The sequence below is a fragment of the Cohnella algarum genome (assembly GCF_016937515.1).
GTDB lineage: Bacteria > Bacillota > Bacilli > Paenibacillales > Paenibacillaceae > Cohnella > Cohnella algarum.
In genome coordinates this window covers 523,484-546,514 of record NZ_JAFHKM010000002.1, presented here as the reverse complement: position 1 = coordinate 546,514, position 23,031 = coordinate 523,484, and the positions used below count along the sequence as shown (strand labels likewise).

General features: G+C 59.3%; 22 protein-coding genes, 2 pseudogenes and 1 riboswitch. Of the genes and pseudogenes, 20 read left to right on the top strand and 4 right to left on the bottom strand.

Annotation, left to right across the window (positions count from 1 at the left end):
• Window positions 1-201: 201 nt before the first annotated feature.
• Window positions 202-414 (top strand): hypothetical protein, encoded by a 213-nt coding sequence (locus JW799_RS02670; protein WP_080836100.1) that lies wholly within the window; start codon window positions 202-204, stop codon window positions 412-414.
• Between the two features lie 125 nt (window positions 415-539).
• On the opposite strand, the gene JW799_RS02665 is transcribed toward JW799_RS02670, so the two are convergent.
• Together JW799_RS02665 and ku are read right to left on the bottom strand one after the other, a co-directional pair.
• The gene (locus JW799_RS02665) at window positions 540-1,358 is read right to left on the bottom strand and encodes a CAP domain-containing protein (RefSeq protein WP_240353129.1); all 819 of its coding nucleotides are present in this window, start codon (window positions 1,356-1,358) and stop codon (window positions 540-542) included.
• Between the two features lie 6 nt (window positions 1,359-1,364).
• A riboswitch (cyclic di-AMP (ydaO/yuaA leader) is annotated at window positions 1,365-1,506 on the bottom strand.
• Between the two features lie 402 nt (window positions 1,507-1,908).
• Window positions 1,909-2,781: a non-homologous end joining protein Ku gene (ku, locus tag JW799_RS02660; RefSeq protein WP_080836103.1), complete on the bottom strand. Its 873-nt coding sequence runs from the start codon at window positions 2,779-2,781 to the stop codon at window positions 1,909-1,911.
• Window positions 2,782-2,906: 125 nt separating this feature from the next.
• Between ku and JW799_RS02655 the strand changes: the two genes are divergently transcribed.
• The 15 genes and pseudogenes from JW799_RS02655 to JW799_RS02585 all read left to right on the top strand — a co-directional run bounded on the left by JW799_RS02655 (window position 2,907) and on the right by JW799_RS02585 (window position 17,413).
• Window positions 2,907-3,074 (top strand): hypothetical protein, encoded by a 168-nt coding sequence (locus JW799_RS02655; RefSeq protein WP_176220775.1) that lies wholly within the window; start codon window positions 2,907-2,909, stop codon window positions 3,072-3,074.
• Window positions 3,074-3,259 carry an H-type small acid-soluble spore protein gene (locus JW799_RS02650; RefSeq protein ID WP_080836105.1) on the top strand — a complete coding sequence of 62 codons (186 nt, stop codon included), beginning with the start codon at window positions 3,074-3,076 and terminating at the stop codon, window positions 3,257-3,259. The genes JW799_RS02655 and JW799_RS02650 overlap by 1 nt, the downstream gene beginning before the upstream one ends.
• Window positions 3,260-3,349: 90 nt before the next feature.
• Entirely contained in the window at window positions 3,350-3,922 is a 573-nt protein-coding gene (locus JW799_RS02645; RefSeq protein ID WP_080836107.1) for an FAD-dependent oxidoreductase, read from the top strand.
• Window positions 3,923-4,085: 163 nt separating this feature from the next.
• Window positions 4,086-5,950 (top strand): annotated as a pseudogene (locus JW799_RS02640) (sensor histidine kinase).
• 117 nt (window positions 5,951-6,067) lie between these two features.
• The gene (locus JW799_RS02635) at window positions 6,068-6,604 is read left to right on the top strand and encodes a VanZ family protein (protein WP_080836111.1); all 537 of its coding nucleotides are present in this window, start codon (window positions 6,068-6,070) and stop codon (window positions 6,602-6,604) included.
• Window positions 6,605-6,713: 109 nt separating this feature from the next.
• The gene (gene tsaE / locus JW799_RS02630; protein WP_080836113.1) at window positions 6,714-7,229 is read left to right on the top strand and encodes a tRNA (adenosine(37)-N6)-threonylcarbamoyltransferase complex ATPase subunit type 1 TsaE; all 516 of its coding nucleotides are present in this window, start codon (window positions 6,714-6,716) and stop codon (window positions 7,227-7,229) included.
• 94 nt (window positions 7,230-7,323) lie between these two features.
• Window positions 7,324-8,124, top strand: coding sequence for a tRNA (adenosine(37)-N6)-threonylcarbamoyltransferase complex dimerization subunit type 1 TsaB (gene tsaB / locus JW799_RS02625; protein ID WP_245809739.1), 801 nt, complete (start codon window positions 7,324-7,326; stop codon window positions 8,122-8,124).
• Window positions 8,124-8,651 (top strand): ribosomal protein S18-alanine N-acetyltransferase, encoded by a 528-nt coding sequence (gene rimI, locus JW799_RS02620; protein ID WP_080836115.1) that lies wholly within the window; start codon window positions 8,124-8,126, stop codon window positions 8,649-8,651. Before tsaB ends, rimI begins: the two co-directional genes overlap by 1 nt.
• Entirely contained in the window at window positions 8,648-9,691 is a 1,044-nt protein-coding gene (tsaD, locus tag JW799_RS02615) for a tRNA (adenosine(37)-N6)-threonylcarbamoyltransferase complex transferase subunit TsaD (RefSeq protein WP_080836118.1), read from the top strand. The genes rimI and tsaD overlap by 4 nt, the downstream gene beginning before the upstream one ends.
• A gap of 210 nt (window positions 9,692-9,901) precedes the next feature.
• Window positions 9,902-10,297, top strand: coding sequence for a hypothetical protein (locus JW799_RS02610; RefSeq protein ID WP_139787215.1), 396 nt, complete (start codon window positions 9,902-9,904; stop codon window positions 10,295-10,297).
• 20 nt (window positions 10,298-10,317) lie between these two features.
• Window positions 10,318-11,160: an adenosylmethionine decarboxylase gene (speD, locus tag JW799_RS02605; RefSeq protein WP_080836125.1), complete on the top strand. Its 843-nt coding sequence runs from the start codon at window positions 10,318-10,320 to the stop codon at window positions 11,158-11,160.
• Between the two features lie 90 nt (window positions 11,161-11,250).
• Window positions 11,251-11,706 carry a hypothetical protein gene (locus JW799_RS02600; RefSeq protein ID WP_080836126.1) on the top strand — a complete coding sequence of 152 codons (456 nt, stop codon included), beginning with the start codon at window positions 11,251-11,253 and terminating at the stop codon, window positions 11,704-11,706.
• A 147-nt stretch (window positions 11,707-11,853) separates the two neighbouring features.
• On the top strand, window positions 11,854-13,200 hold the full coding sequence (locus JW799_RS02595; protein ID WP_080836672.1) for an ISLre2-like element ISTco1 family transposase: 1,347 nt from the start codon (window positions 11,854-11,856) through the stop codon (window positions 13,198-13,200).
• Between the two features lie 1,023 nt (window positions 13,201-14,223).
• A complete protein-coding gene (locus JW799_RS02590; protein WP_080836127.1) occupies window positions 14,224-15,780 on the top strand; it encodes a 2-isopropylmalate synthase in 1,557 nt (518 codons plus the stop codon).
• Between the two features lie 508 nt (window positions 15,781-16,288).
• Window positions 16,289-17,413, top strand: coding sequence for an NADH-dependent flavin oxidoreductase (locus JW799_RS02585; RefSeq protein ID WP_080836129.1), 1,125 nt, complete (start codon window positions 16,289-16,291; stop codon window positions 17,411-17,413).
• Between the two features lie 49 nt (window positions 17,414-17,462).
• On the opposite strand, the gene JW799_RS02580 is transcribed toward JW799_RS02585, so the two are convergent.
• Both JW799_RS02580 and JW799_RS02575 read right to left on the bottom strand, forming a co-directional pair.
• Window positions 17,463-17,834 carry a winged helix-turn-helix transcriptional regulator gene (locus JW799_RS02580; RefSeq protein WP_205428588.1) on the bottom strand — a complete coding sequence of 124 codons (372 nt, stop codon included), beginning with the start codon at window positions 17,832-17,834 and terminating at the stop codon, window positions 17,463-17,465.
• Between the two features lie 118 nt (window positions 17,835-17,952).
• The gene (locus tag JW799_RS02575; protein WP_205428586.1) at window positions 17,953-19,869 is read right to left on the bottom strand and encodes an ABC-F family ATP-binding cassette domain-containing protein; all 1,917 of its coding nucleotides are present in this window, start codon (window positions 19,867-19,869) and stop codon (window positions 17,953-17,955) included.
• Between the two features lie 378 nt (window positions 19,870-20,247).
• On the opposite strand from JW799_RS02575, the gene JW799_RS02570 reads away from it, so the two are divergent.
• The 4 genes and pseudogenes from JW799_RS02570 (at window position 20,248) to JW799_RS02555 (ending at window position 22,966) form a co-directional block, all read left to right on the top strand.
• Window positions 20,248-20,871: a 5-formyltetrahydrofolate cyclo-ligase gene (locus JW799_RS02570; RefSeq protein ID WP_205428584.1), complete on the top strand. Its 624-nt coding sequence runs from the start codon at window positions 20,248-20,250 to the stop codon at window positions 20,869-20,871.
• Entirely contained in the window at window positions 20,868-21,374 is a 507-nt protein-coding gene (gene moaC / locus JW799_RS02565) for a cyclic pyranopterin monophosphate synthase MoaC (RefSeq protein ID WP_080836137.1), read from the top strand. Before JW799_RS02570 ends, moaC begins: the two co-directional genes overlap by 4 nt.
• Window positions 21,375-21,417: 43 nt before the next feature.
• A complete protein-coding gene (locus JW799_RS02560) occupies window positions 21,418-21,912 on the top strand; it encodes a MogA/MoaB family molybdenum cofactor biosynthesis protein (RefSeq protein ID WP_080836139.1) in 495 nt (164 codons plus the stop codon).
• A gap of 89 nt (window positions 21,913-22,001) precedes the next feature.
• A pseudogene (locus JW799_RS02555) lies at window positions 22,002-22,966 on the top strand (molybdopterin-binding protein).
• Window positions 22,967-23,031: the final 65 nt, after the last annotated feature.

Sequence of the window (23,031 nt, the reverse complement as noted above, 5' to 3'; positions counted from 1 at the left end):
CGGCGGATTGTCGGCAACCGGCCTTTTCCGAAAATATACGCCAAAATCGGCCGTTTTATCCGCCGGAACATTTTCGCCGGCATGCACAAGCGGCGTTTTGCCTGCATAAACCGAACATAGCGGGAGCAAGGACGCGGCTTTGCCGGATGACGGAGCTTCGCGTTTTTCCTTCCGAACGTTTTCGAAAATGAGGTGAACGCCTTGAGCAATCCGCTGACCGCCGCCGTATTGCTTCTGCTTGTGTTCTGGACGGGAACGGCTCTGTTCATCGCCGTGCATCCGGAATGGTTCCGGAGCTGGGTGCATCGCTTGAGAGGAACGAAGGAGCCCGAAGGAAGAACGTACCTGCCTTATCGGATCGGAGCCCTCGTTTGCGGAATTGCGGGCTTTTTGGGGTTGTCGTGGATTGGGTGAAAATCGAAAGCCGGATTTCGATGCCGATGGCGAAGCGGACGAACGGATTCGGTTAAGCCGACATGAAAAAAAAGGCTGCGCCCCGCCTCATGCGGCTGCGCAGCCTTTTGCTTTCGTCGCGGCGATTAGCCGATAAACATTTGGACCCATACGCCGTTGTAGTAAGCGACCCCGATCTTCGTGAAGTTTTGGCCGAGGATGTTCGCTTTATGGCCGGAGCTGTTCATCCAGGCGTTCATGACTTCCGCGGGCGTTCTTTGGCCCTTCGCGATGTTCTCGCCCGCGTAGTTGAACGACACGCCAAACTGCTTCATCATGTCGAACGGAGAGCCGTACGTCGGCGAAGTATGGCTGAAGTAGTTTTTATTGTACATGTCCTTGGCTTTGGCAAGAGCGACTTCCGACAGCTTGCTGTCCATCGCAAGCGCGCCGAGGCCGGCTTTCGCCCGCTCCGCGTTCACCAGCTTGGCGACTTCCGCGGCGTATTGCGATGTTTGGACGGTCGAGCCCGAGCCCGGGTTCGTGGTGCCCGGATTCGTCGTGCCGGAGCCGTTGCTGCCGGAACCGGCGTTGCCCGAGCCCGCGCTGCCGGAGCCGGCATTGCCCGCACCCGATCCGGCGCTGCCGTTCGATCCGCCGCTCGCATTGCCGGAGCCGGCGTTCGAGCCGGAATTGCCGTTGTCGGCGGACGGCGCGGACGGAGCCGTCGGCTTCGTCACGGTGCCTTGCGACAGGCCTTGCTTGATTTGGTCGAGCAAGCTGTCCAGATCGATGCCGTTAAGCAGACCGTTCAAATCGGAACTATTGATCGTATATTTGAAAGTATGCACGCTCACGTCGGCATTGGATGCTGCGGATGCAGCGCCGGCCGGCAGCGACAAGGCCGTAACCAGAGCGCCGGAAAGAGCCAGAGTACCCCAACGTTTGCTTCCCTTCTTGAACAAAAAGCATTCCTCCCTTTGTTTTGCCTGCGAGGTTAGCTGACGGGTTCGGGTCAAAGAGCGCCCCTGCCGCAATAGCTTCGATTAGCGGCTTCACCCCGAAAACTTGGTTCCCCCGCGTCTGCTCTGCAGACTTTGGCTTTGGAACGCTTAACATTCTATCAATCTTCCGACTCTATTTCATTCTATAAATAATGGTATGGAAGCGCAGGAAAAATAAGACGCCGCGTACAAAATGGCGTCCCGGATAGCCGCTGAGGGCGAAAAATTCGGGCACATTGGCCGGATGGCGGGGCGAGCGAGGCGATGAGGGCGAAAAATTCGGGCGCATCGCCGGATCGCGGGGCAGCGAGCACAGCGACATTTGATTGAGCGTGACCCCGGGTACGGATGCGTCATCCGAAATAACGGTCGCGAGAGACCGTTATTCGAGGAATTTCCCGAACTGCGGGCAAATAGCGGCCCCTGGAGGCCGCTATTATGTCAGAGCGAGGCAGTAAACGGCATCCACCTTTCGGGAGAACTCGGCGAGCAGCGTCAGCCATACGCCCGCTTACGGAGCCGTCTCCTTCGTTTTGCGCCCACGGGCCGTCCGCCGCTTCGGGGCCGCCGGAGCTTCCCCATCCTTCGCTGCCCCTTTGTCCGCCGGAACGGACTTCACCGCTTCCAGGCTCGCTTGCAGCGCCGACATCAAATCGATGACATTGGTTCTCTCGGCGGCCGGCGCGGTGACGACGTCCACGCCTTTGCCCGCGACTTTGCGTTCGATCGCCTCAAGCATCGCCACCCGATAATCGTCCGTATATTTGGTCGGCTCGAAAGGCGCGGACAGCTGCTCGATGAGCATTTTCGCCATATCGAGCTCCCGGTCGTTCACGTTCGCTTGCTGCGGCAAATTCGGAACGGCCTGGAGCGACCGGATTTCGTCCGGGTAGAACATCGTTTCCATGCAAATGCAGTTATCCACCGCCCGGATGGCGGCGAGGCTGCTTTTGCTCCGAATGGCCACTTTGGCGATGCCGATCCGTCCCGAATCCCGCATCGCTTCAAGCAGCAGGCTGTAGGCTCCCGCGCCGGCCTGATCGGGCGACAAATAGTACGTTTTTTGAAAATAAAGCGGATCGATTTCTTCCAGGGCGACAAAATCCAAAATTTTGATCGTTCGCGTATTTTCCGGCTTTACGGCCTCCAGCTCCTCGTTTTCGAACAGCACGAAATGCCCTTTCTCATATTCGTAGCCCCGAACGATTTCTTCCCATTCGGCCGGACGGTCGCAATGGGGGCAGCTGCGCGTATACGAGATGGGAGTCCCGCACTCCTTATGGATATATCTGAGGTGAATGTCCTTATCTTCGGTTGCCGTAAACATTTTCACCGGGACGTGAACGAGGCCAAAGCTGATGGCTCCTTTCCACACGGTATGCATCGCGATTTCACTCCCATCCGAAACGTTTTTGATTTTGTTATCCTCCCCGCGTTTGCATCAAATCAAACCCCTCGGGGGAACTTAAAGCAAGTTTTTATTGTTTCGCTCAAGGAGGGGAAAAGGACATGGCGGAAAATCCGCAGCAAACCGATTCCATTTACGAAGGCAAGGACGAATACGACATGGATGTCGACCGAATGATCAACGAAGGGCTCGGCGGCGGGCAAGTGACGGTCCACAACGGACTGATCGAGGAAACGACGACCGACACGATGGAGGAGGACAGACCCTGATGGACGTCAAGCGGGCGAAGCAAATTTACGAATCCGAAGACATGTTTGCCGTGCAATTGGGCGGAAAATCGGTATGGATCGAAAATGTCGACGTCGCGAACGAAATGGCGACCGTGCGGGTCGGATCCGACCCGCTCAATACGCTGACGGTATCGGTGGAACGGCTGGAAGAGGGCCGGCCGTAACGTCGGGCTTTTGAAAGCGGTCTTTCCGAATGGTATGATAAGGAAGAGCAATCTTTCAATCTTCATTACCATGCGGAAGGAGAATTCACTATGTCGTACGATATCGTCATTATCGGCGGAGGTCCCGCGGGGGCGAGCGCGGCCATTTTCACGTCCAAAGCGGGGAAAAAAACGCTCGTCATCGACAACGATCAAAGCGTAACGAGACGGGCATGGCTGGAAAACCACTACGGAGCCGCGAACATTAACGGGCCCGATCTGGTCGAAACCGGCAAAAAGCAGGCGGCGCAGCACGGAACCGAATTCGTCACGGACAAAGCGGTAAAAATAACCGCCGGCGACGGCTTCATCGCCGTCGAGACCGAGGGCGGAGCTTCGTACGAAGGGCAGCACGTCATCGTAGCGACCGGCATGTTCGCCGATCTCGCGGAGGCGAGCGGCATTCGCACGAAGCCCGGCACCGAGCCCCGCATCAAGACGATTATCGATGCCACTCCCGAGGGGAAAACCAGCCTCGACAACGTCTGGGCGGCGGGAACCGTTGCGGGCGCGAGCATGCATACGATCATTACGGCGGGGGACGGGGCCAAAGTCGCGATCAACGTGATCAGCGAAATGAACGGCGAGCGTTATGTCGACCACGACGTGATGAAGCAAGCGTAAATTCGATCTTTCCGCTTTCGCGAAACCAGGGACACGAGTCTCTGGTTTTTTCTTTTTTCGTTCCAATTCAACCCGGCCGAATCGCCTAACTTTGGGGTTTGATTTTTAACCATAAGCGTTTTAAGATTTAGGCATACAAACGAATATTGTAGGAGCTGCGCCTATGCAACACGATACCGGACACTACAATGATTTCTTGGTGCTGTTCTCCATAACGATCGCGCTCGTTTTTTCTTTTATTTCATTGAACATCCTCCATCTTTTTATCAAAAGGGGAAAAAATAAAGGCCTTCTGCTGTCGGCGTCTTCCCTCGTCATGGGCAAGGCTATTTGGTTCACGCATTATACGGGCATGCGCGCCCTTCATATCGATTTTCCCGTCGCGTATTGCGTGTCTTCCTCGATTTTATCCTTCGCCTTGTCCGTTTTCTCCTCCTATTGGGCGATGCATATCTTGACGAAAAAAGAGATCCGCCGGCGGCATCTGGCGATCGGCGGCCTGCAGATCGGGTTCAATATCCTCGTCCTCCATTACATCAGCTTTTCCGCGATGAAAATGCCGAAGGAAATCGAATACGAGCCGCTTTCGATCGCGATTTCCGCGCTTTTCGCCTTCGGCATTTCGTATATGGCCGTACGCGTTTTGTTCCGCGCGCGTTATCCCGGCGGCATCCCGATCCAGTCCCGTATATTAGGGGCGGTTCTGCTCGGTCTTGCAATCATTGCGACCCATTACGTTTCCATGGCCGGAGCCCGCTTCGTGCCGGAGGACGGTTCCTGGCCGGGACCGGCCGTTCTTCATGAGCGGCAAACGGCGATCGGGATCGGCGCCAGCGTTTTATTCGTCGTTGCGGCCGGTTGGACGAGCATGTTTCTCGACAAGCGGCATGCGCTTAAAAAAGCCGCCGAACACGAAAGCCGCTTCGTCTCCCTGTTCGAAAATTCGCCGGTCATGGTCGTCTGTTACGATCCTCTCGTTCAACGCGTCGTTCATGTCAATTCGGCCGTGATCGAGAGACTCGGCTTTTCGGAGGAAGATTTCTCGGGGATCGATCCGGTCAAGCTCGTGAACGACGCCCAGGAGCGGATGGAGCTGGAATTGAGATCGAGCCTGGCTCTCCGCCTGTCCGAGCCCCAGCAAGTGGAATTCCATCTGGTCAACCGGTTCGGGAACGAGATGCTGGTTTCCGGTACCTTTTTCCCGTTGATCCAGGAAAATCGGCTGCTTTTGTACGCTGCGGGAAGAGACATTACCGAGGAGCGGGCGACCGAGCTGGAACTGGTTCGGGCAAAGCGGGAGGCCGAAGTCGCGCGCGCCGCCAAAAACCGGTTTCTGGCCGCCATGAGCCACGAAATTCGAACGCCGCTGACGGGAATCGTCGGCATCAACGAGCTGCTGCAGAACTCGCCGATCAACGAAAGCCAGCGCGAGCTGTTGCGTTTCCAGGAGAAAAGCAGCCAGGCCCTGCTTCGCATCATGAGCGACATTCTCGATTTCTCCCGGATCGAGGCCGGCGGCATCGGCCTGCAAAATTCGGATTTCCACCTTGGCGCCTGCGTCGAGGAATGTTTGAACCTGTTTGCGGTCAACGCCATGCAAAAAGGGATCCGGCTGGAAAGCGCGATCGACGGGACGATCCCCGACCGGTTGTACGGCGACCGGGTAAGATTGCGGCAAATTCTCGTCAACCTGATCGGCAACGCCGTCAAATTCACGGATCATGGCTTCGTTCGCGCCGAGGCCGTTCGGGTCGAAAGCCTGAAATCCAACTCCGGCATGCTCACGATCGTCAAATTTTCGATTGCGGATACGGGAATCGGAATCCCCCCTCCAAACGGGAGCTGTTGTTCCTTCCTTTCTCCCAAGTGGATTCCTCCATGGCGAGAAATTACGACGGAGCGGGACTGGGACTGGCCATTTGCAAAAATCTCGTCGAGCTGATGGGCGGCGACATCTGGATGGAAGAAGGCCGGAATGGGGGGAGCGTTTTTCACATCCAAATTCCGTTCCAATCCGATATCGCTTAAGCCGGCCAAGCGCCCGGAAGTAGTACCCAGGGGGGATGCGCAGGCCCGCGGTTTGGAGGATAGTAAAAAGAAAAGCGAAAAAGCGTACCGCCGCTTCGCTGGAAGGGAAGGCGTCCGTTGCGCGTAAAGGTTGTCATCTGTCTTGCGTTCGTTGCGGCATGGATCGGCGTCATTTTCTTTTTTTCCTCGCAAAGCCGAGACGAGCAAAATTTTATCCCCTATCTTCAAAAGCATTGGTCCGCGGAATCGCTCTCGCGGTCCCTGCCGGACCTTCCGATCGAATTCTGGGAGTCGAAACGTACGTCTGCCGGCAACCCTTACTCATGGCTCGAGTTTCTTGTTCGCAAAGCCGCCCATCTCGGCATCTACTTTTTTCTGGCCGTGCTCGTCCGGCTCGCGCTGCGGCGCGTGCGCTCGTTCCCGCAGCGCGCGGTATATTGCTTGTTTGCCGTCATGCTTGTCGCGGCGGCGGACGAGCTGAACCAGCAGTATACTCCCGGCCGAACGTCGCTCGTATCCGATATTTGGATCGATTTGGCCGGAGGGGCGCTGGGGCTGGCGGTTTTCGAAATGCTGGCCCGCTGGTTCGGACCGAAGGGCGGCCTTGCCCGCGAACGAAGGAGCGGACCGGATTCGCGGCATACGGGAGCTTAAGCGTTCGTAATCTCTCTCTCCCGCGCCGTTTGCGCTTGGCCGAAATCTTTGCAACTTCCGGCCCGCACCGATATAATAAGGACAATTATAAACCGGGGGTCGCAGACGCATGAGCGATAGGGACGACACGGAAGAACGGGATCGGAAGGGAATCTCGTTTGTTTGGGAAGCGCGGTCCGAAGAAGAGACCGCAAGCTTCGCGAGGCGGCTTGCCGAATTGTCCGAACCGCAAACCGTGCTCGCTTTGGACGGGGATCTGGGGGCCGGCAAGACGAAGTTCGCGCAAGCGTTCGCGGACGGCCTTGGCGTGCGGGAAATCGTCAGCAGCCCGACGTTTACGATCATTAAGGAATACGAAAGCGGCCGGCTGCCTTTTTATCATATGGACGTCTACCGGATATCCCCGGAGGAGGCGGACGAGCTCGGCCTGGACGAATATTTCGAGGGACAAGGCGTGTCCCTGGTGGAATGGGCCTCGCTGATCGAGCCGCTGCTTCCGCATGAGCGGTTGCATATCCGGCTGGAGACGACCGGTCCGGCTTCCCGCCGGATTACGGCCGAACCGCGGGGCGCAAAGCATGCGGCCTGGTGCCGGGAGCTCGGCATGGTTCCGTCCGGGGAATGACCGGCGGGATTTTCGTTTCGGCTCGGGGGTCGGGCTGGGTTTTCGTTTCGGCTCGGTCGGAACGGGATCGGAAAATGGAGGAGGAACCGCTTCAGTGAACTTGCAGAACCAGGCGGCGCCCATGACGGTGCTGTCTTTCGATACGTCTACGGCGGTGCTTGCGGCCGCGATCACAAGGGGCGGGGCCGTTCTCGATTCCTCCCTTTCATTTACGGAGCGCAATCACGCGGTGCGGATCGTCTCCGAACTGAAAGAACTGCTGGAAAGAAACGGCCTGTCCCGGAACGAAGTTGACGCGATCGCGGCAGGGCAAGGTCCCGGTTCGTATACGGGAGTGCGCATTGCCGTGACGGCCGCCAAGACGCTGGCCTGGACGTGGAATAAGCCGCTCGTCGGAATCTCCAGCCTGGAAGCGCTGGCGTTCGGCGCCTGGAAGGAAATCGGGCCGAACAACGGCGGCGGCGAAGCCTGGATCGTTCCGCTTATGGACGGCCGGAGGGGACAAGCTTATGGCGCGCGGTTCGCGGCGCTTCCGGACGGGAGCTGGCGGCGGACGGAGGAGGACGGCATCCGTTTGTTCGGGCCGTGGCTCGACAAGCTGAAGCAGGCTGCGGAGGAGCTCCCGGGCGGGGAGCGGCCGTCCTCGATCGTTTTCGTCGGGCAAACCGAACCGTTCGCGGAGCTCGTCGCTGCCGCAGCGGGCGCGCTGGCCGACGCGGGCATTTCGATCGAAGCCGTCCCTTTCGGCATGGATGCCGGCGCCGTCGGCTTGCTCGCCGAACGGCGAATTCGCGGCGGAGAAAAGGACGAACCCCATGCGTTCGTCCCCAATTATACGCAATTGGCGGAGGCGGAAGCCAAGCTGCTGGCGGCGCAGAAGGAGCGTAAAGCGTAATGCGGAATAACGGTAGGCCGGAGCCGGGAGAATTCCGGTTTCGCGCCATGACGATCGAAGATATCGGGACGATCGTGGAGATCGAGCAGGAGACGTTCGCCGCTCCGTGGACCGAGGAAGCGTTCCGCAACGAGCTGACCTCCAACATGTTCGCCAAGTACATGGTCATGGAAAAATCGGGGACGGTGCTCGGGTACGGCGGCATGTGGGTCATCGTGGACGAAGCGCACGTGACCAATATCGCGATTCGCGAGCAATATCAGGGGCAAGGTCACGGCAAGCGGCTGCTTCGGGAATTGATGAAAACCGCGCACTGGTTCGGAGCGCAGCGGATGACGCTCGAGGTGCGGGTTTCGAACGAACGCGCGCAGCGGCTGTACCGCCAGTTCGGATTCGCTCCTTCCGGCATCCGTCCGGGCTATTATTCGGACAACCGGGAGGACGCGTTGATTATGTGGGCGGACCTCGTTCCCGAAATATGGGACGGAGAACGGACCGCCGGGACGTCGGAAGGAGAAGCGCAATGAGCCGGCCTTATCATCTGCTCGCTATCGAGACAAGCTGCGACGAGACGTCCGCGGCCGTTTTGCGCGGCGGCCGCGAGGCGCTCTCCAACGTCGTGTCCAGCCAGATCGACACCCATCGCCGCTTCGGCGGAGTCGTGCCGGAAATCGCCTCGCGCAAGCACGTGGAGAGCATTACGCTTATGATCGAGCAGGCGGTGGAGGAGGCGGGCATCGCGCTTTCCGACATCGATGCGGTCGCCGTCACGCAAGGACCGGGCCTCGTCGGAGCGCTGCTCGTCGGGGTCGTCGCCGCCAAAAGCCTGGCGATGGCGCTGGACGTGCCGCTGATCGGCACGCATCATATCGCCGGTCATATTTACGCCAATCGGCTTATCGGCGAGATCGAATACCCGGCGCTGGCGCTCGTCGTGTCGGGCGGCCACACCGAGCTCGTGCTGCTGGAGCGCGAGGGAAGCTTCCGCATTGTCGGCCGCACGCGGGACGACGCCGTCGGCGAGGCCTACGACAAGGTGGCCCGCGCGCTGTCGTTCCCGTACCCGGGCGGGCCTTACGTCGACCGCCTGGCGGCAAGCGCCGAGCGGGAAATCGAGCTGCCGCGGGCCTGGCTGGAGGCGGACTCGTACGATTTCAGCTTCAGCGGGCTGAAATCCGCGGTGCTCGCCGAAATCAACCGCAGCAGGATGAAGGGCGAGGAACCGGACGGCGCTGCGCTGGCCAGGGGATTCCAGGCGTCGGTCATCGACGTCGTGACGACGAAAGCGATGCGGGCCGCCGCCGAATTCGGCGTCCGCCAAATGCTGCTGTGCGGCGGCGTGGCGGCCAACCGCGGGCTGCGCAGCCGGCTCGGCGAGCTGTGCGCGGAGGCGGGCCTGCCGCTGCTCGTTCCGCCGCTGTCGCTGTGCAGCGACAACGCCGCGATGATCGGCGCGGCCGCCGATTTGAAATGGCGGCGGGGCGAGTTCACCTCGCTCGACATGCAGGCCGAGCCGCAGCTGTCGCTGGAGGCCTGGTCGGTCGGCGGAGGCGGGGAAGCCCGGTAAGCCCGGCTTGCAGAAACGGGGACCGGCCATATAACGAGGCCGTTTGGGACCGCAATTTTGCCGCTCTCCGATTTATTCGGGGAATAACGGTCCGAATCGAAAAGACCGCAATTTTTAGGGAGGCCCAGGTTGGATTTTGTCCAATCAAGGAAGCGGAAAACGAAGAAACCGCAGTCTAGAGTGGATTTTATCCAATGAGGAACATGGAATTTGGGCGAAAACGCCGAAAAAGCCTTGCCAGATTGGACAAAATCCAACGAAGCCGAAAATTTTCGCGAAAAAGCCGATTTTCGTTGGATGAAATCCAACCAGGCTGCATCGAACCGTTCGGTATCCCGCTCAATCCCGCTCAATCCCGCTCAGCCGCTCAATCCCGCCAAAAGAACCTTCCGTTTTCGGAACAAGGAGGTCCGCCTTTCCAAGGAAACCGCCAAGCGTTTTTCTTATGTCTCCGCCGTACTTTCCGCTTACCGCCGCTTTTTCTCGAATCCGGAAATTTTTCGCCCTCATCGGCACTCCCGGCGCGCCAATTTCCAATTTCCGCCGCGCTCCCCGCATTCAAGTGTTCCCCTCCCTGCGATTGGGCAATATAAAACCAAACGTTAACCGGACGAGAGGGGCTGCCCATGACGCTGACACCGGAACAAAGAGTGACGCTGCACGGCTTCAACAATTTGACCAAGTCGCTGAGCTTTAACATGTACGACATCTGCTACACGAAAACGAAGGAAGAGCGAGAAGCCTACATCGAATACATCGACGAGCAATACAATTCGGAGCGGCTGACGGGCATTTTAAAATCCGTAACCGACATTATCGGCGCCCACGTGCTCAACATCGCCAGGCAGGATTACGTTCCGCAAGGGGCGAGCGTGACCGTTCTGATCTCGGAGGGGCCCGTCGACGAGGCGCCGGACGAATCGTTCGACGCCTCGCCCGGTCCGCTGCCGGCCGCGGTCGTCATGTCGCTGGACAAAAGCCATATCACCGTTCATACGTACCCGGAATATCACCCGGAAAAAGGAATCAGCACGTTCCGCGCCGACATCGACGTATCCACGTGCGGGGAGATTTCGCCGCTTAAGGCGCTCAATTACTTAATCCACTCGTTCGATACCGACATCATGACGATCGATTACCGGGTGCGGGGCTTTACGAGGGATATCAAAGGCCGAAAGCTGTTTATCGACCACGATATCGGCTCCATTCAGGATTACATCCCGGAAAACGTCAAAGCCGATTTTCACATGATCGACGTCAACGTGTACCAGGAGCACATTTTTCATACGAAGTGCAAGCTGCGCCAATTCGACCTGAACAACTATTTGTTCGGCTATACGAAGGAGAAGCTCGACGAGGACGAGCAGCAACAAATCGCGGAGCAGCTTCAGCAGGAGATGGACGAAATTTTTTACGGCAAAAACATGAAGCGGGGCTCCCCGGAAAAAGACGGCGGAAACGAAAATTGACGGATCGATCGAGTTTCCGTTCGGCAGGCATGTTTCGCGGACCGGCGGAATAGGATAGAAGACAGCCTGTCCGGGAAAGGGGGACACGTCGTGTCCGATTCGAAAGCCGAAACGCGCCGCCTCATCTCCGCCAAATTTCCGCTCGAGCTCGGCACCCTTGCCGGGTTCGCGTTCCTGCTCCTGATGTCGCTGGGCAATTTGCTTCGCGAAGAGCCGGCGGGGACCCGCCTGTACGCGAACGCGGCCTTCGCCTGCTGCTGTCTGTTCGCGCTTTTTTACCTGTTTTTGAGAAGAGTCAAAGGGAGGGCCGAACTGGCCCTATTCCCCGGGACGGTCGAGGTGAACGGAATGGCGCTGGACCCCGGGGCCATCGGGCAAATCCGCATTCACGGCCGCATTGTGGGCATCGTGCCGGCGGGCCGCCGGATCGCGCCGGTGCGGCTGTGCCTCGATATCCCGGACGCGAGGGATCGCAACTCGCTCGTCGTTTGGGCGGCGCGGCACGATATCGTCATCCGCAAAGGCCGTTTTTTCAAGTGGATTTGAGCGTCGCGCCCGCCGACCGGAACATTTTTCGAAGATAGTGTAAAATCTCTGTGGGTGTAGGAATTGGAAAAAGCGGATATAGAAAAAGAGCTTCTCCCTTGGTAAAGTGATGTTTGCGCACAACACACCAAGAAGGAGGAAGCTCCTGTGAGCCACTTTACCACAACAATGCCGACGATGAAAGAGATTGAGCAATGGATTTTCCGGAAAATGCAGGAGGAATTCGCTCGTGCGATGAAGCAGGTACTGGAGGCGCTGGATCAGCAGATCCTGGAGCAACGGGACCGAGAGCGTTATCGAGTAAAGGACGAGCGTGAAACAAGCGTCAACACAGTGTTCGGGAATGTGCGCTTTAAGCGGAGATTGTACTGTGACCGTAGAAGCGGCAAACACGTGTATCTGCTGGATCAGCTGTTGCAATTCGAAGGGCGCGGGAAAGTCAGTCCGCATTTGGAAGAGACAGCAATCGCATTCGCAAGCCAAGGACCGTCGTACCGGGACAGCGCAAAGAGGCTGGAGCAGCTTTTGGGCTACAATGTGCTGAGCCACCAAGCGATCAGGGAAAAACTGATGGAGCGTGCGCAACAGCCGATGCCAGCGGTGAAACGGCGCGCTGCCCGCGTGCTGTTCGTGGAAGTGGATGGGCTGTACACGAAGCTGCAGCGGAGCAAAAAGCGCGGGATGGAGAACGCAATTGCAGTCGTACACGAAGGCTGGGAGAAGAACGGCAAGCGGGTACAGCTGAAGAACAAACAGCATTACCTGCATACGAGCGGCGGCGACTTCTGGGAAGGGTTCGGGGACTTTCTGGTGGAGCGTTACGAAATCGACGAGAACACGTGGCTTGTGGTGAACGGAGACGGCGCGGCGTGGATCGGGGAATGTACATCCTACTTTCACCAATGTCTGTACATGCTGGACCGCTTTCATGTGGCGCGTGATTTGAAACGCTTTGTTGGTCATTTGCCGCAGGTGTGGGAGACCGTGAGACGGTCTTTGGCCAAACAGGATGCAGCCGCGCTTATGGCGGTCCTGGAAGGCGTGTCGGAGCAAGAGATAGCGGAAGAGAACCGGAAGGATTGGAAGCCGTATAAAAGATTTCTAAAGCGGCATGAGAAGCATTTGGACGACTACCGAAAAACACTCCAGGCGAAGGGGATCGACACAAGCGGTATGCGCCCGATGGGAAGCGCGGAATCGCAGATGCGTATATTCGCCAAGCGGACGAAGCGTGGCGGGTACAGTTGGAGTGAGCGAGGCGTCAGGGCGATGCTGAGGACGATGATGAGGATTCAAGAAGCGGGCACGGTGGTAAGAACGGTTGAAGGACAAGCGAGTAAGCAGGCAACGCCGCAGCAGTCGATAAACATGCGGCAATTGCTCAAGAACGTGACGCAACCGGTCAAGGGTTGTATCGCTGGAATGATTCGCATGCTGCAAGGACCGAAGCAAAGCAGCACAACGGGTATGGCACTCAAAGCACTTCGCGGATAACGGCAAAAAATTCTGACAAATCACTTGTGTTTGATGAAAGAACGAAGCAAAGCGCTTACAAGGAAGAGGTTCCTTCGGGGTTCGCGTTCCAGGCATCTTAAATGACTGCCCACGCTAGCTTGACACTGACTTTTTCGAAAAGCGAATTGACAGAACATTCCGAGGAGAATATAATAAAAGCCAATTCCACAACGAACAAACGCGAGGAACAGGATCAGTAAGGCTTACACCCCGAATCAGAGAGCTGCGGGACGGTGCGACGCAGCAGACGGGCAGCCCGAACTCGCCTGGGAGCGGATCGGCGGAACGATGCGGCAGCGAATGCGGCATCCGCGTACGTCGTTACGGTTAACCCCCGTAACCGGGTGCGGCAGAGGCGATGAACTTTTTTCGCGCTGTCGCGTAAAGCGGACCTTCCCTCCCGGGTTGCAGGGTGAGGGATCGTCAACAAGAGTGGTACCGCGGAAGGCCGATCGGCCCGCCGTCTCTTAACGGAGACGGCGGGCTTTTATATTTTTGAGCGGCCCGTCCGGAACCATTCGCAGATCACGAATAAATAATAGCTAACGCGATGAACGGGAGCAGTAGGACGACACCCCGGAAACAGAGAGCTGCGGGACGGTGCGACGCAGTCGAAGGGAATCCGAAACTCGCCCGGGAGCGGAGCGGCGGAACGCACGGCAAGGCGGGTGCGCGTACGTCGTTACGGCCGGCCCCCGATACAGGGCGCTCGCCGGGTTCGCCATTCGGATGGCGGGCGCCGGCGCATAAGGGGGAGCGCGGCTTGCCGTCCGAACGGCAAGCGGCTCCAAGCGGAGTGGTACCGCGGCGGCTGAAAACGGCCCGTCGTCTCTTGCAGAACAAGAGGCGGCGGGCTTTTTGCCGTCTCGAAAATCGGGTCGGGCGGCACCGGAAGTGGAACCGGGCTGCACCGTTTTGCGAATGCGAGCAAGCATCGATGCCAAAGTCAAACGACAACGCCGTTTCCCTTTATTTCGCCAACAGATCAGGGAGGTTATCCATATGAAAAAGCAAATTAAAATTTTCGATACGACGCTGCGCGACGGAGAGCAAGCCCCGGGCGCATCGCTGAGACCGGAGCAAAAAATCGTTATCGCCAGACAATTGGCGCGCGCGGGCGTCGATACGATCGAACCGGGCTTCGCCATTTCCAGTCCCGGCGAGTTCCAGGCGATTCAGCAAATTTCCCGCGAGCTGCAGGAGGTTGAAATTTGCGGTTTCGCCCGCTGCGTGAAGGCCGATATCGACGCCGCCGTCGCCGCCACGCAGGATGCGGCCCGCCGCCGGCTGCACCTGTTCATATCGGCTTCGCAAATTCATTTGGAGCATCAGCTGCGCAAATCCGAAGACGAGGTCATCGCCTTGATGCGGGAGATGATCGCATACGGCAAGCAATCCGTGGAGCAGATCGAGTTTTCCCCGATGGACGCCTCGCGCGCCAGCGAGGAGTTTCTGTACCGGATGGTCGAGGCCGCCATCGAAGAAGGAGCGACGATCATCAACATTCCGGACACGATGGGGTACGCGCTGCCGGAGGAATTCGGCCCGTTGTTCTCGCGGATTCGGCAAAACGTTCGCGGAGGCGACAGCGTCGTCTACAGCACGCACTGCCATAACGATTTGGGGCTGGCGGTCGCCAACAGCCTGGCGGCCATCCGCCACGGCGTGACGCAAATCGAGGTGAGCGTCAACGGCGTCGGCGAGCGGGCCGGCAACTGTTCGCTGGAGGAGCTGGTCATGGTCATCGAAACGCGCGGCGAGGCGCTCGGGCTTGCGACGAACATCCGCTCCTCGGAAATATTCGAGACGTCGCGGATGGTCAGCCGGGCGATGCATTTTCCGATCGCGTTCAACAAGCCGATCGTCGGCCGCAACGCCTTCCAGCATGAGTCCGGCATCCATCAGGACGGCCTGCTGAAAAACCGGAACACGTACGAGATCATGGATCCGGAAGCGATGGGCATTCCGCGCAGCATGATCATTCTGGGCAAGCATTCCGGCCGGCACGCGCTCAAGCATCGCGCTTCCGAATACGGCATCAAGCTGCAGGACCGCGAGCTGGACGAAGTGTACGAACGGTTCAAGGCGAAGGCGGACGAGACGAAGGTCGTCACGGACGACGTGCTTCTGCAATTGATCGGCGAATCGACCGAACAGTCCGTCGAGCCTTACGCATTGACGGAGCTGCAGGTGCTGGCGGGCTCCAATCGTTCTCGGATCGCCTCCGTCACGATCCGGACCGCGGCGGACGAAGCCGAACGGACGTATACGGGAGCGGGGGAAGGGCCGCTCGAAGCGGTCATCGGCTGCATCCGCGAGGCGATGCCGGTCGACGCCCAATTCGAGGATTTGGAGCTGCACTCGTTGTCTACGGGCGAAGACGCCTTCGGAGAGGCCGTCGTGACGGTCGTGTTCCAGGGCAAGCGGTACCGGGGCACGGCGATTCACCGCGATATCATTTTCGCGGCGGCCAGAGCCTACGTGTCGGCATGCAACAGCGCCATCATGGCTGCGCGCGCGGCGCAGGGCCCGGGCAAGCAGGCCGCCGCCGGTCAATAACGGGCTTTCGTTCGCACCGCAAGGATGCGGCAGCGAGAGCATGACGGGAACCCGGCGACAAAGAGCGCCGCGGCGAATCCCGTCGGACAACAAAGGTAAATCGAGAGGTCGTCACGGGTGTGGACAAAGTTGTCCACACCCGTTGTGCATATTGTGGGTAAAACGGCGAAACCGTTGGGGGACTTCGGGTTGCGTTTCGATGAAACGGGGATTACTTTTTCACAGGCGATCTGTGGATTTTGTGGACAATGTGGATAAAATCGGGGATATTAATATTCCAATGATGTTGGGTTTACAAAAAGGCGTCCAGATCGCCAAAAAAAGCGCATGAGGCCCGTTTCCGATCGGATGTGCGATTATTTAAAAGCTGTGGATAACCCTTTGGGGTGATAAAAAGTAAGTAAGTCAAAATGACGAGATTAGATCCGGCCATTTTGCGTTCTTACGCAACGGTTCTTCTTCCCCTATAATCGGTTTTACAAACCGGCAAACATAGGAGCTGAGAACAATGAACCAAGCGTATCGGCCGATTTTCGATTCTTTTGCCTTCAAATCCGGCGTCAGGCTGAAAAGCCGGGTTGTGATGGCCCCCATGACGCATATGAGCTCGAACGCGGACGGATCGATTTCCGAGGAGGAAATTCGCTATTACTCCCGCAGGGCCCGGAGCGCGGGCATGGTCATTACTGCCGCGACTTACGTATCGGCGGAAGGCGGACTGTTCGGCGGTCCCGGCGCGGACCGGGACGAGCTGATTCCAGGGTTGGGCAAACTCGCGGCGGCGATCCGTGCTAAAGGAGCGGCGGCGGTGCTGCAAATTTTTCACGGGGGCAGACAAAATTCAAGGACGGGCGAATTCGTAAGCAGCGGGACGATCCCGGAGGACAAGGAAGGCGCGGCCATCCCGCGCGCGCTGGCCGAGACGGAAATGGACAGAATCGTGCGCGCGTATGCCGAAGCGGCGGGACGGGCCGTCGAAGCGGGGTTTGACGGCGTTGAAATTCACGGCGGGAACGGAAATTTGCTGCAGCAGTTTTTTTCGCCGTATACGAACAGGCGAACGGACTCTTTCGGCGGCAGCCTTGAAAACCGGATGAAGCTCGCATTGACCGTTGTGGATGAAGTGCTCCGGACGGTTCGCGGGAAGGCGAAAAAGCCGTTTATCGTCGGTTTCCGGCTTTCTCCGGAGGAGCCGGAGACGCCGGGCGTCACGATGGCGGATACGCTTGCTTTCATCGACGCGCTTTCGGCTGCGGGGCTCGATTACCTTCACGTCTCCGTGAAAGACTTCCGGTCCGTCCCTAGACGCGGCGTCGAGGATCGCCGCTCCCGGCTCGCGATCATTCAGGAGCGCGTCGGCTCGCGTTTGGCCGTTATCGGCGTGGGAAGCATTCATACGCCGGAAGACGCCCTCGAAGCGTTGCGGTCCGGCATTCCCCTGATCGCCCTCGGCCGGGAACTGATCATGGAGCCGGATTGGAGCGAGCTGATCAGGCAAGGGCGGGAAGAAAAGATTCGAACGGCGCTGTCGCTGAAGAACAGGGAGGAGTTATGCATTCCCGATCCGCTGCTGGAATTGCTGACGAGCGTTCCGGGCTGGATCCCGCTGGATCCGGATCGGGTTCAGGCTTGAAGGGGCGGAGAGGACGAAACGATCGCAGCTGCGCGGGCGCCCGAGCTTCTTAAGGAGCGGCGTCCCGCGTCTCGGCCGCATGACCCTTCGCTCCCCATTTTTGCCCCCATTTTTCCATCTCCTTCAGCGCCAGTTGAAAATCGCTTCCTTTCTCGGTCAGCGAATATTCGACGGTTACCGGGACGGTCGGAAATACTTGACGGCGCACCAGCCCGTTATGTTCCAAATGGCGCAGGGTGTCCGTCAACGACTGGGTTTTGACAATGGATATGTTCCGTTTCAACTGATTGAAGCGCTGCGGCCCTTCGAGCAGTTCGTCCAGCACCAAAAACGCCCATTTGGCTCCAAGGATGCGCAGGACTTCGCAAATGCTCGATTCCTCGCGTTCGTCAGGCCCTTCCGCGGTTTTTTCGTTTTTCATGCGGACACCTCGCTCGTGCGGCTTATTCGTTTGCCGATATCGCATCAAAAGATGCATGACCGAAACAATCGCCGGCCGGGCGATGCCGGCCAGACGGAAGCCATGCGTCCGCTGACGATTACTCCATCAATTGCTCCCAGACGGCATAGGCGGCCTCGAGTTCCTCGCGGAGCTTCTGGACGGCCGTCTGAATCTCTTTTAGCTTCACGTAATCGGTAAACACGGCTTCCGTGGCCATCTCTTCCTCGAAAGCGGCAATTTCCGTCTCCAGCCGCTCGATGTCGGCTTCCGCCTGCTCGCGCTTGCGCTGCCGCGAACGTTCCTCGCGTTTTGCCCGTTTGTCCGCTTCGTAGTCGCTCGCGGGAGTCGAGGCGGCGGCGCCGGACGGAGCCTTTTCCGCTTGTTTGTCCCATTCTTCCATTTCCTGCTGCTTGCCGAGCATGTCGTCGTAATTGCCCAGGAAATGTCGGACGCCGTCGGGATGCAGGTCGACAATCCGGTCGGCGAGGCGGTTGATGAAGTAGCGGTCGTGGGAGACGAACAGAAGCGTTCCCTCGTATTCTTCCAGGGCCGCTTCCAGCACCTCGCGGCTCCACAGGTCCAAGTGGTTCGTCGGTTCGTCCAATACGAGCACGTTCGCCTTGCGCAGCATCAGCTTGGAAAGCGCGACCCGGGCTTTTTCCCCGCCGCTGAGCGATCCTACCGATTTCTTTACGTCGTCGCCGCTGAACAGGAAGTTGCCGAGCACGGTCCGGATTTCCGCTTCCGGAAGCTGGGAGTAGGCGCTCCACACCTCCTCCAGCACCGTGTTGGCCGGGTTCAGCTGGCGCTGCTCCTGGTCGTAGTAGCCGAGCATGACGCCCGTCCCCCAACGGACGGTTCCGCCTCGCAGCTCCAGCTCCCCGACGAGCGCGCGCAGCAGCGTCGATTTGCCGACGCCGTTCGGGCCCAGCACGGCGATCCGCTCTCCGCGCTTGACTTCAAAGGAGACTTGGCGGAACAAAGGACCGAGCTCCGCGGCGGGAGCGGCCGAGACGTCGGATACTTGCAGCACGTCCTTGCCGGTCCGCCTCTCGGTCGTAAAGGAAAAGCTGGCCTGCTTCAGGTGGCCGGGCTTTTCGAGCCGTTCGATCCGCTCCATCGCGTTGCGCCGGCTTTGCGCGCGGCGGGTGGTCGACGCTCGGGCCAAATTTTTCTGAATGAATTCTTCCATCCGGGACAATTCCTTGCGCTGCTGTTCGTACAGCTTGACGCGCTGCGCGAAGTCGGCTTCCTTAAGCTCCATGAAACGGGAATAATTGCCGGTATAACGGGTCGCCGAATGGCGTTCGATTTCGATAATGGACGTGACCGTCGCGTCCAGGAAGTAGCGGTCGTGGGAGACGATGACCATCGCTCCGGCATAGGTGCGAAGATACTGCTCCAGCCAGCTCAGCGTTTTGATGTCGAGATGGTTCGTCGGTTCGTCCAGCAGCAGCAAATCCGGCTGCACGACGAGCAGCCTCGCAAGCGCGAGCCGCGTGCGCTGGCCGCCGCTCAGCGCGGAAACCGGCGTTTCCGGCGGGAAATCGCCGAAGCCCATGCCGTGAAGGACGCTGCGGATGCGGTTGTTCATCTCGAAGCCGCCCGCCTCGCGGAAACGGTCGCTCCGTTCCGCGTACTGGCCGAGCAGCGCTTCGTACCGGGCGGCGTCCCGCTGCTCGGCCGGATCCGAAATTCGCCGCTCCAATTCGCGCAGCTCCCGTTCCTGCTCGATCAGCGGCCCGAACGCGGCGTGCATGACCTGCTGGAGCGTCATCTGCTCGTCGAAGCGGCTGTTTTGCGCCAAATAGCCGATGCGCAGCTCGCGCGGTTTGGACACGGAGCCGGAATCCGCCGAATCCTCTCCCGCCAGAATGCGCAGGAAGGTCGATTTGCCGGCGCCGTTGACGCCGACGAGACCGATGCGGTCGCGCTCGTTGATTTGAATGCCGACTCCGTTCAGCACGGGAGTCGTGCCATAAAATTTCGTAATGCCCGATGCTTGCAAAAGCAAGAGGAATCCCTCCGACTCGTCTGTTGTTGCGGTAACTCAGGTTTTCTCAAGTGTATCGCAAATCGGCGGCAACGTCCAAGGGCGGAAGGCGGCTCCATAGGAAAACCGGTAACGAAACTTGATTGGACAAAATTCAACAAAGCTTTCCCGAGCGGCGAAAAATCTTGTCAAGATGCCCGCCATGTCTGCACGCAGTAGCTCGCTGAACGCGCCGGTTCTCCTTTCATCGCTTTGCGATCGCCGCGAAATCTATTTTATTGAAAGTAAAGTCCGATGCCGCGCGCGTTGTTTGGCGAAAATCAAGAAAAATGATAAACTGGAGCTAACTTTAAACGAAAAAGCAAATCGGTTGGCCGGCAGGAGATGAGGCTTGCGCAGATGACGATCGACAAACGGCAATGGCGGGAGCGTTTCCGGGCGGCAAGGGACGCTCTCCCGCCGGAGGAACGCGCGCGCAGGTCGCGGCAATTGTGCGAGGCGGTCTTACGGGAAGCGCTTGAGCCGCTGGCAGCGAAGCTGGCGAGACCGCTTACCGTCTGCGCGTACGGAGCGTTTCGTTCCGAAGCGGACCCGGAAGGAATCGCCGCCTGGTGCGCCGAACGCGGCCACCGGATCGCGGCGACGCGCGTCCGGGATGACGGAGGCGGGCTCGAGCTGCGGGCCGTCGCCTCGCGGGCGGACTGGAAGACCGGGCGGTGGGGCGTGCCCGAGCCGGATCCGCAACGGTGTCCGGCGCTCGACCCCGGCGAGCCGGTCGACGCGGTGCTCGTTCCGGGCCTCGCGTTCGACCGGCAAGGCGGCCGGCTCGGCTATGGCGGCGGGTACTACGATCGCTTGTATGCCGCAAGAACGTCCGCCGGACAGGCTTCGCTCTGGATCGGCTTCGCATTCGAACTGCAGGTGGCGGACGATCCATTGCCGAAGGAACGCCACGATCTGGAGATGGACGGTCTGGCGACCGAGAACGGACTGATCTGGTTTGGAAGGAGGGAGACCGGATGAACGACGCGGAGGATCGGCTCACCCATTTCAACGAACAGGGCAGGGCCGTGATGGTCGACGTGTCCGACAAGCCCGTCACCGCGCGGACGGCGCGGGCGGAAACCCGGGTGACGATGGCCCCGGAAACGCTGAAGCGGATTCGCGAAGGATCCGTCGCCAAAGGAGACGTGCTCGCGGTCGCCCAGGTGGCCGGCATTCAGGCGGCCAAGCGGACATCCGACTGGATTCCGATGTGCCACCCGCTGCCGCTGACCGGCGTTAACGTAACGTTCGCGGATAACGGGACCGACACGCTCTACATAGCGGCCGAGGTCAAAACAACGGGCAAGACCGGCGTGGAAATGGAGGCGCTCACCGCCGTTTCCGCAGTCGCGCTTACCGTTTACGATATGTGCAAAGCGCTGCAAAAAGACATGGTCATCGGCCCGACGCGGCTCGTTTCCAAAACCGGCGGGAAAAACGGCGACTACGCCGCGGCGGACAAGGAAGACCAAGGTTCCTGACAGTTGGGCAAGAAGGCGGAGTGGGGAGCGGAGGGGAATGGACATGCGTTGGAAAGTGGCTTTGCTGACGGCCAGCGACAAGGGCTCGCGCGGAGAAAGAGAAGACACGAGCGCGCAGGTGATCCGCGAGCTGGTCGAAGAAGAACTCGGCGGGGAAATCGTCGATTACCGGATCGTGCCCGATGAGCACGACGAGATCCGCGCCGCCCTTATCGAAATGGCGGATTATTATCAGGCCGACCTGATCTTTACGATGGGAGGAGTGGGACTCGGCCTTCGCGATGTCACGCCCGAGGCGACGATGATGGTGACGGAGCGCGTCGTTCCCGGCATGGCCGAAGCGATGCGGGCTTCGGCCATGAGCTGGTCCCGCCGGGCGATGCTGTTTCGCGGAGTGTGCGCCATCCGCGGGCAAACGCTGATCGTCAATCTGCCCGGCGAGCCGAAAGCCCTTCATAAGCTGTTCATGGGCATTATCGATCAGCTCCCGTTCGCCCTGCTTCAGGTCAAAGGGCTGAGAAGGGAGCTGGAGGAATGACGAACCCGCCGAATAAGCCTGACGATTCGATTCGCCGAGCGGGCAACGCGTCGCTGCTTCGCGAAGTGAAGGTCGAGGACGCGGTCGGGATGCTGCTCGCTCACGATTTGACGCAAATCGTCCCGGGCCGGTTCAAGGGCCGCCTGTTCCGCAAAGGGCACAAAGTGACGACGGAAGATATCCCGAAGCTGAAGGATATCGGCAAGGAGCACCTGTACGTAATGGAAGTCGGACCGGGCGATTTGCATGAGGACGACGCGGCGCTCCGCATGGCGCAGGCGTTAAGCGGAAGCGAGACCCGGTTCGGGGAGCCGCACGAAGGCAAGGTGACGCTCAAATCGGCGATTACGGGTCTCGCCTCGATATCCAAAGAGGTCGTCGACGGGATCAACGCGCTGGGCGACATCGCCCTTGCGACGGTGACGACCCATTCGGTCGTGCGCGAAGGCGAGGCGGTGGCCGCTACCCGGGCGATACCGCTCATCGTTCCCGAAGCGAAGGTCACCGAAGTCGAGCGGATTGCCGAGCGGTACCGCGAGCTTCACGACGGCGAATCGCCGGTTCGCGTGCGCCCGCTGCGCAAGCTTAAAGCCGGGCTGCTGACGACGGGAAGCGAAGTGTTTTCCGGCCGGATCGCCGACAAATTCGGTCCCGCCGTCGCCTCCAAGCTGGAGGCGCTCGGCTCCGAGGTCGCCGAACAGCGGTTCGCGCCGGACGACCGACAAACAATTGTCAACGAAATTCTCTACTTCCATCGCCAAGGCTATGATATGATACTCGTGACCGGCGGGATGTCCGTCGATCCCGACGACCGCACGCCGGGGGCGATCGCCGATGCGGGCGCGAATATCGTCAGCTACGGAACGCCGATGCTTCCGGGCTCGATGCTTCTGTTCGGCTACTTGCAGGGCGTGCCGATCTTCGGCTTGCCGGGGTGCGTCATGCACGACCCTTATACTTCGTTTGACGTCTTGCTGCCCGCGTGCTCGCGGGAGATACGATCGGCAAGGAAGATATCGTCGGAATGGGATACGGCGGGCTGCATCGCGGCTAACGGCATGGACGCTTGGCGGCTTCCCGTGTTAGCGGAAACGATAACGGAAATTTTTACTTCGCGAA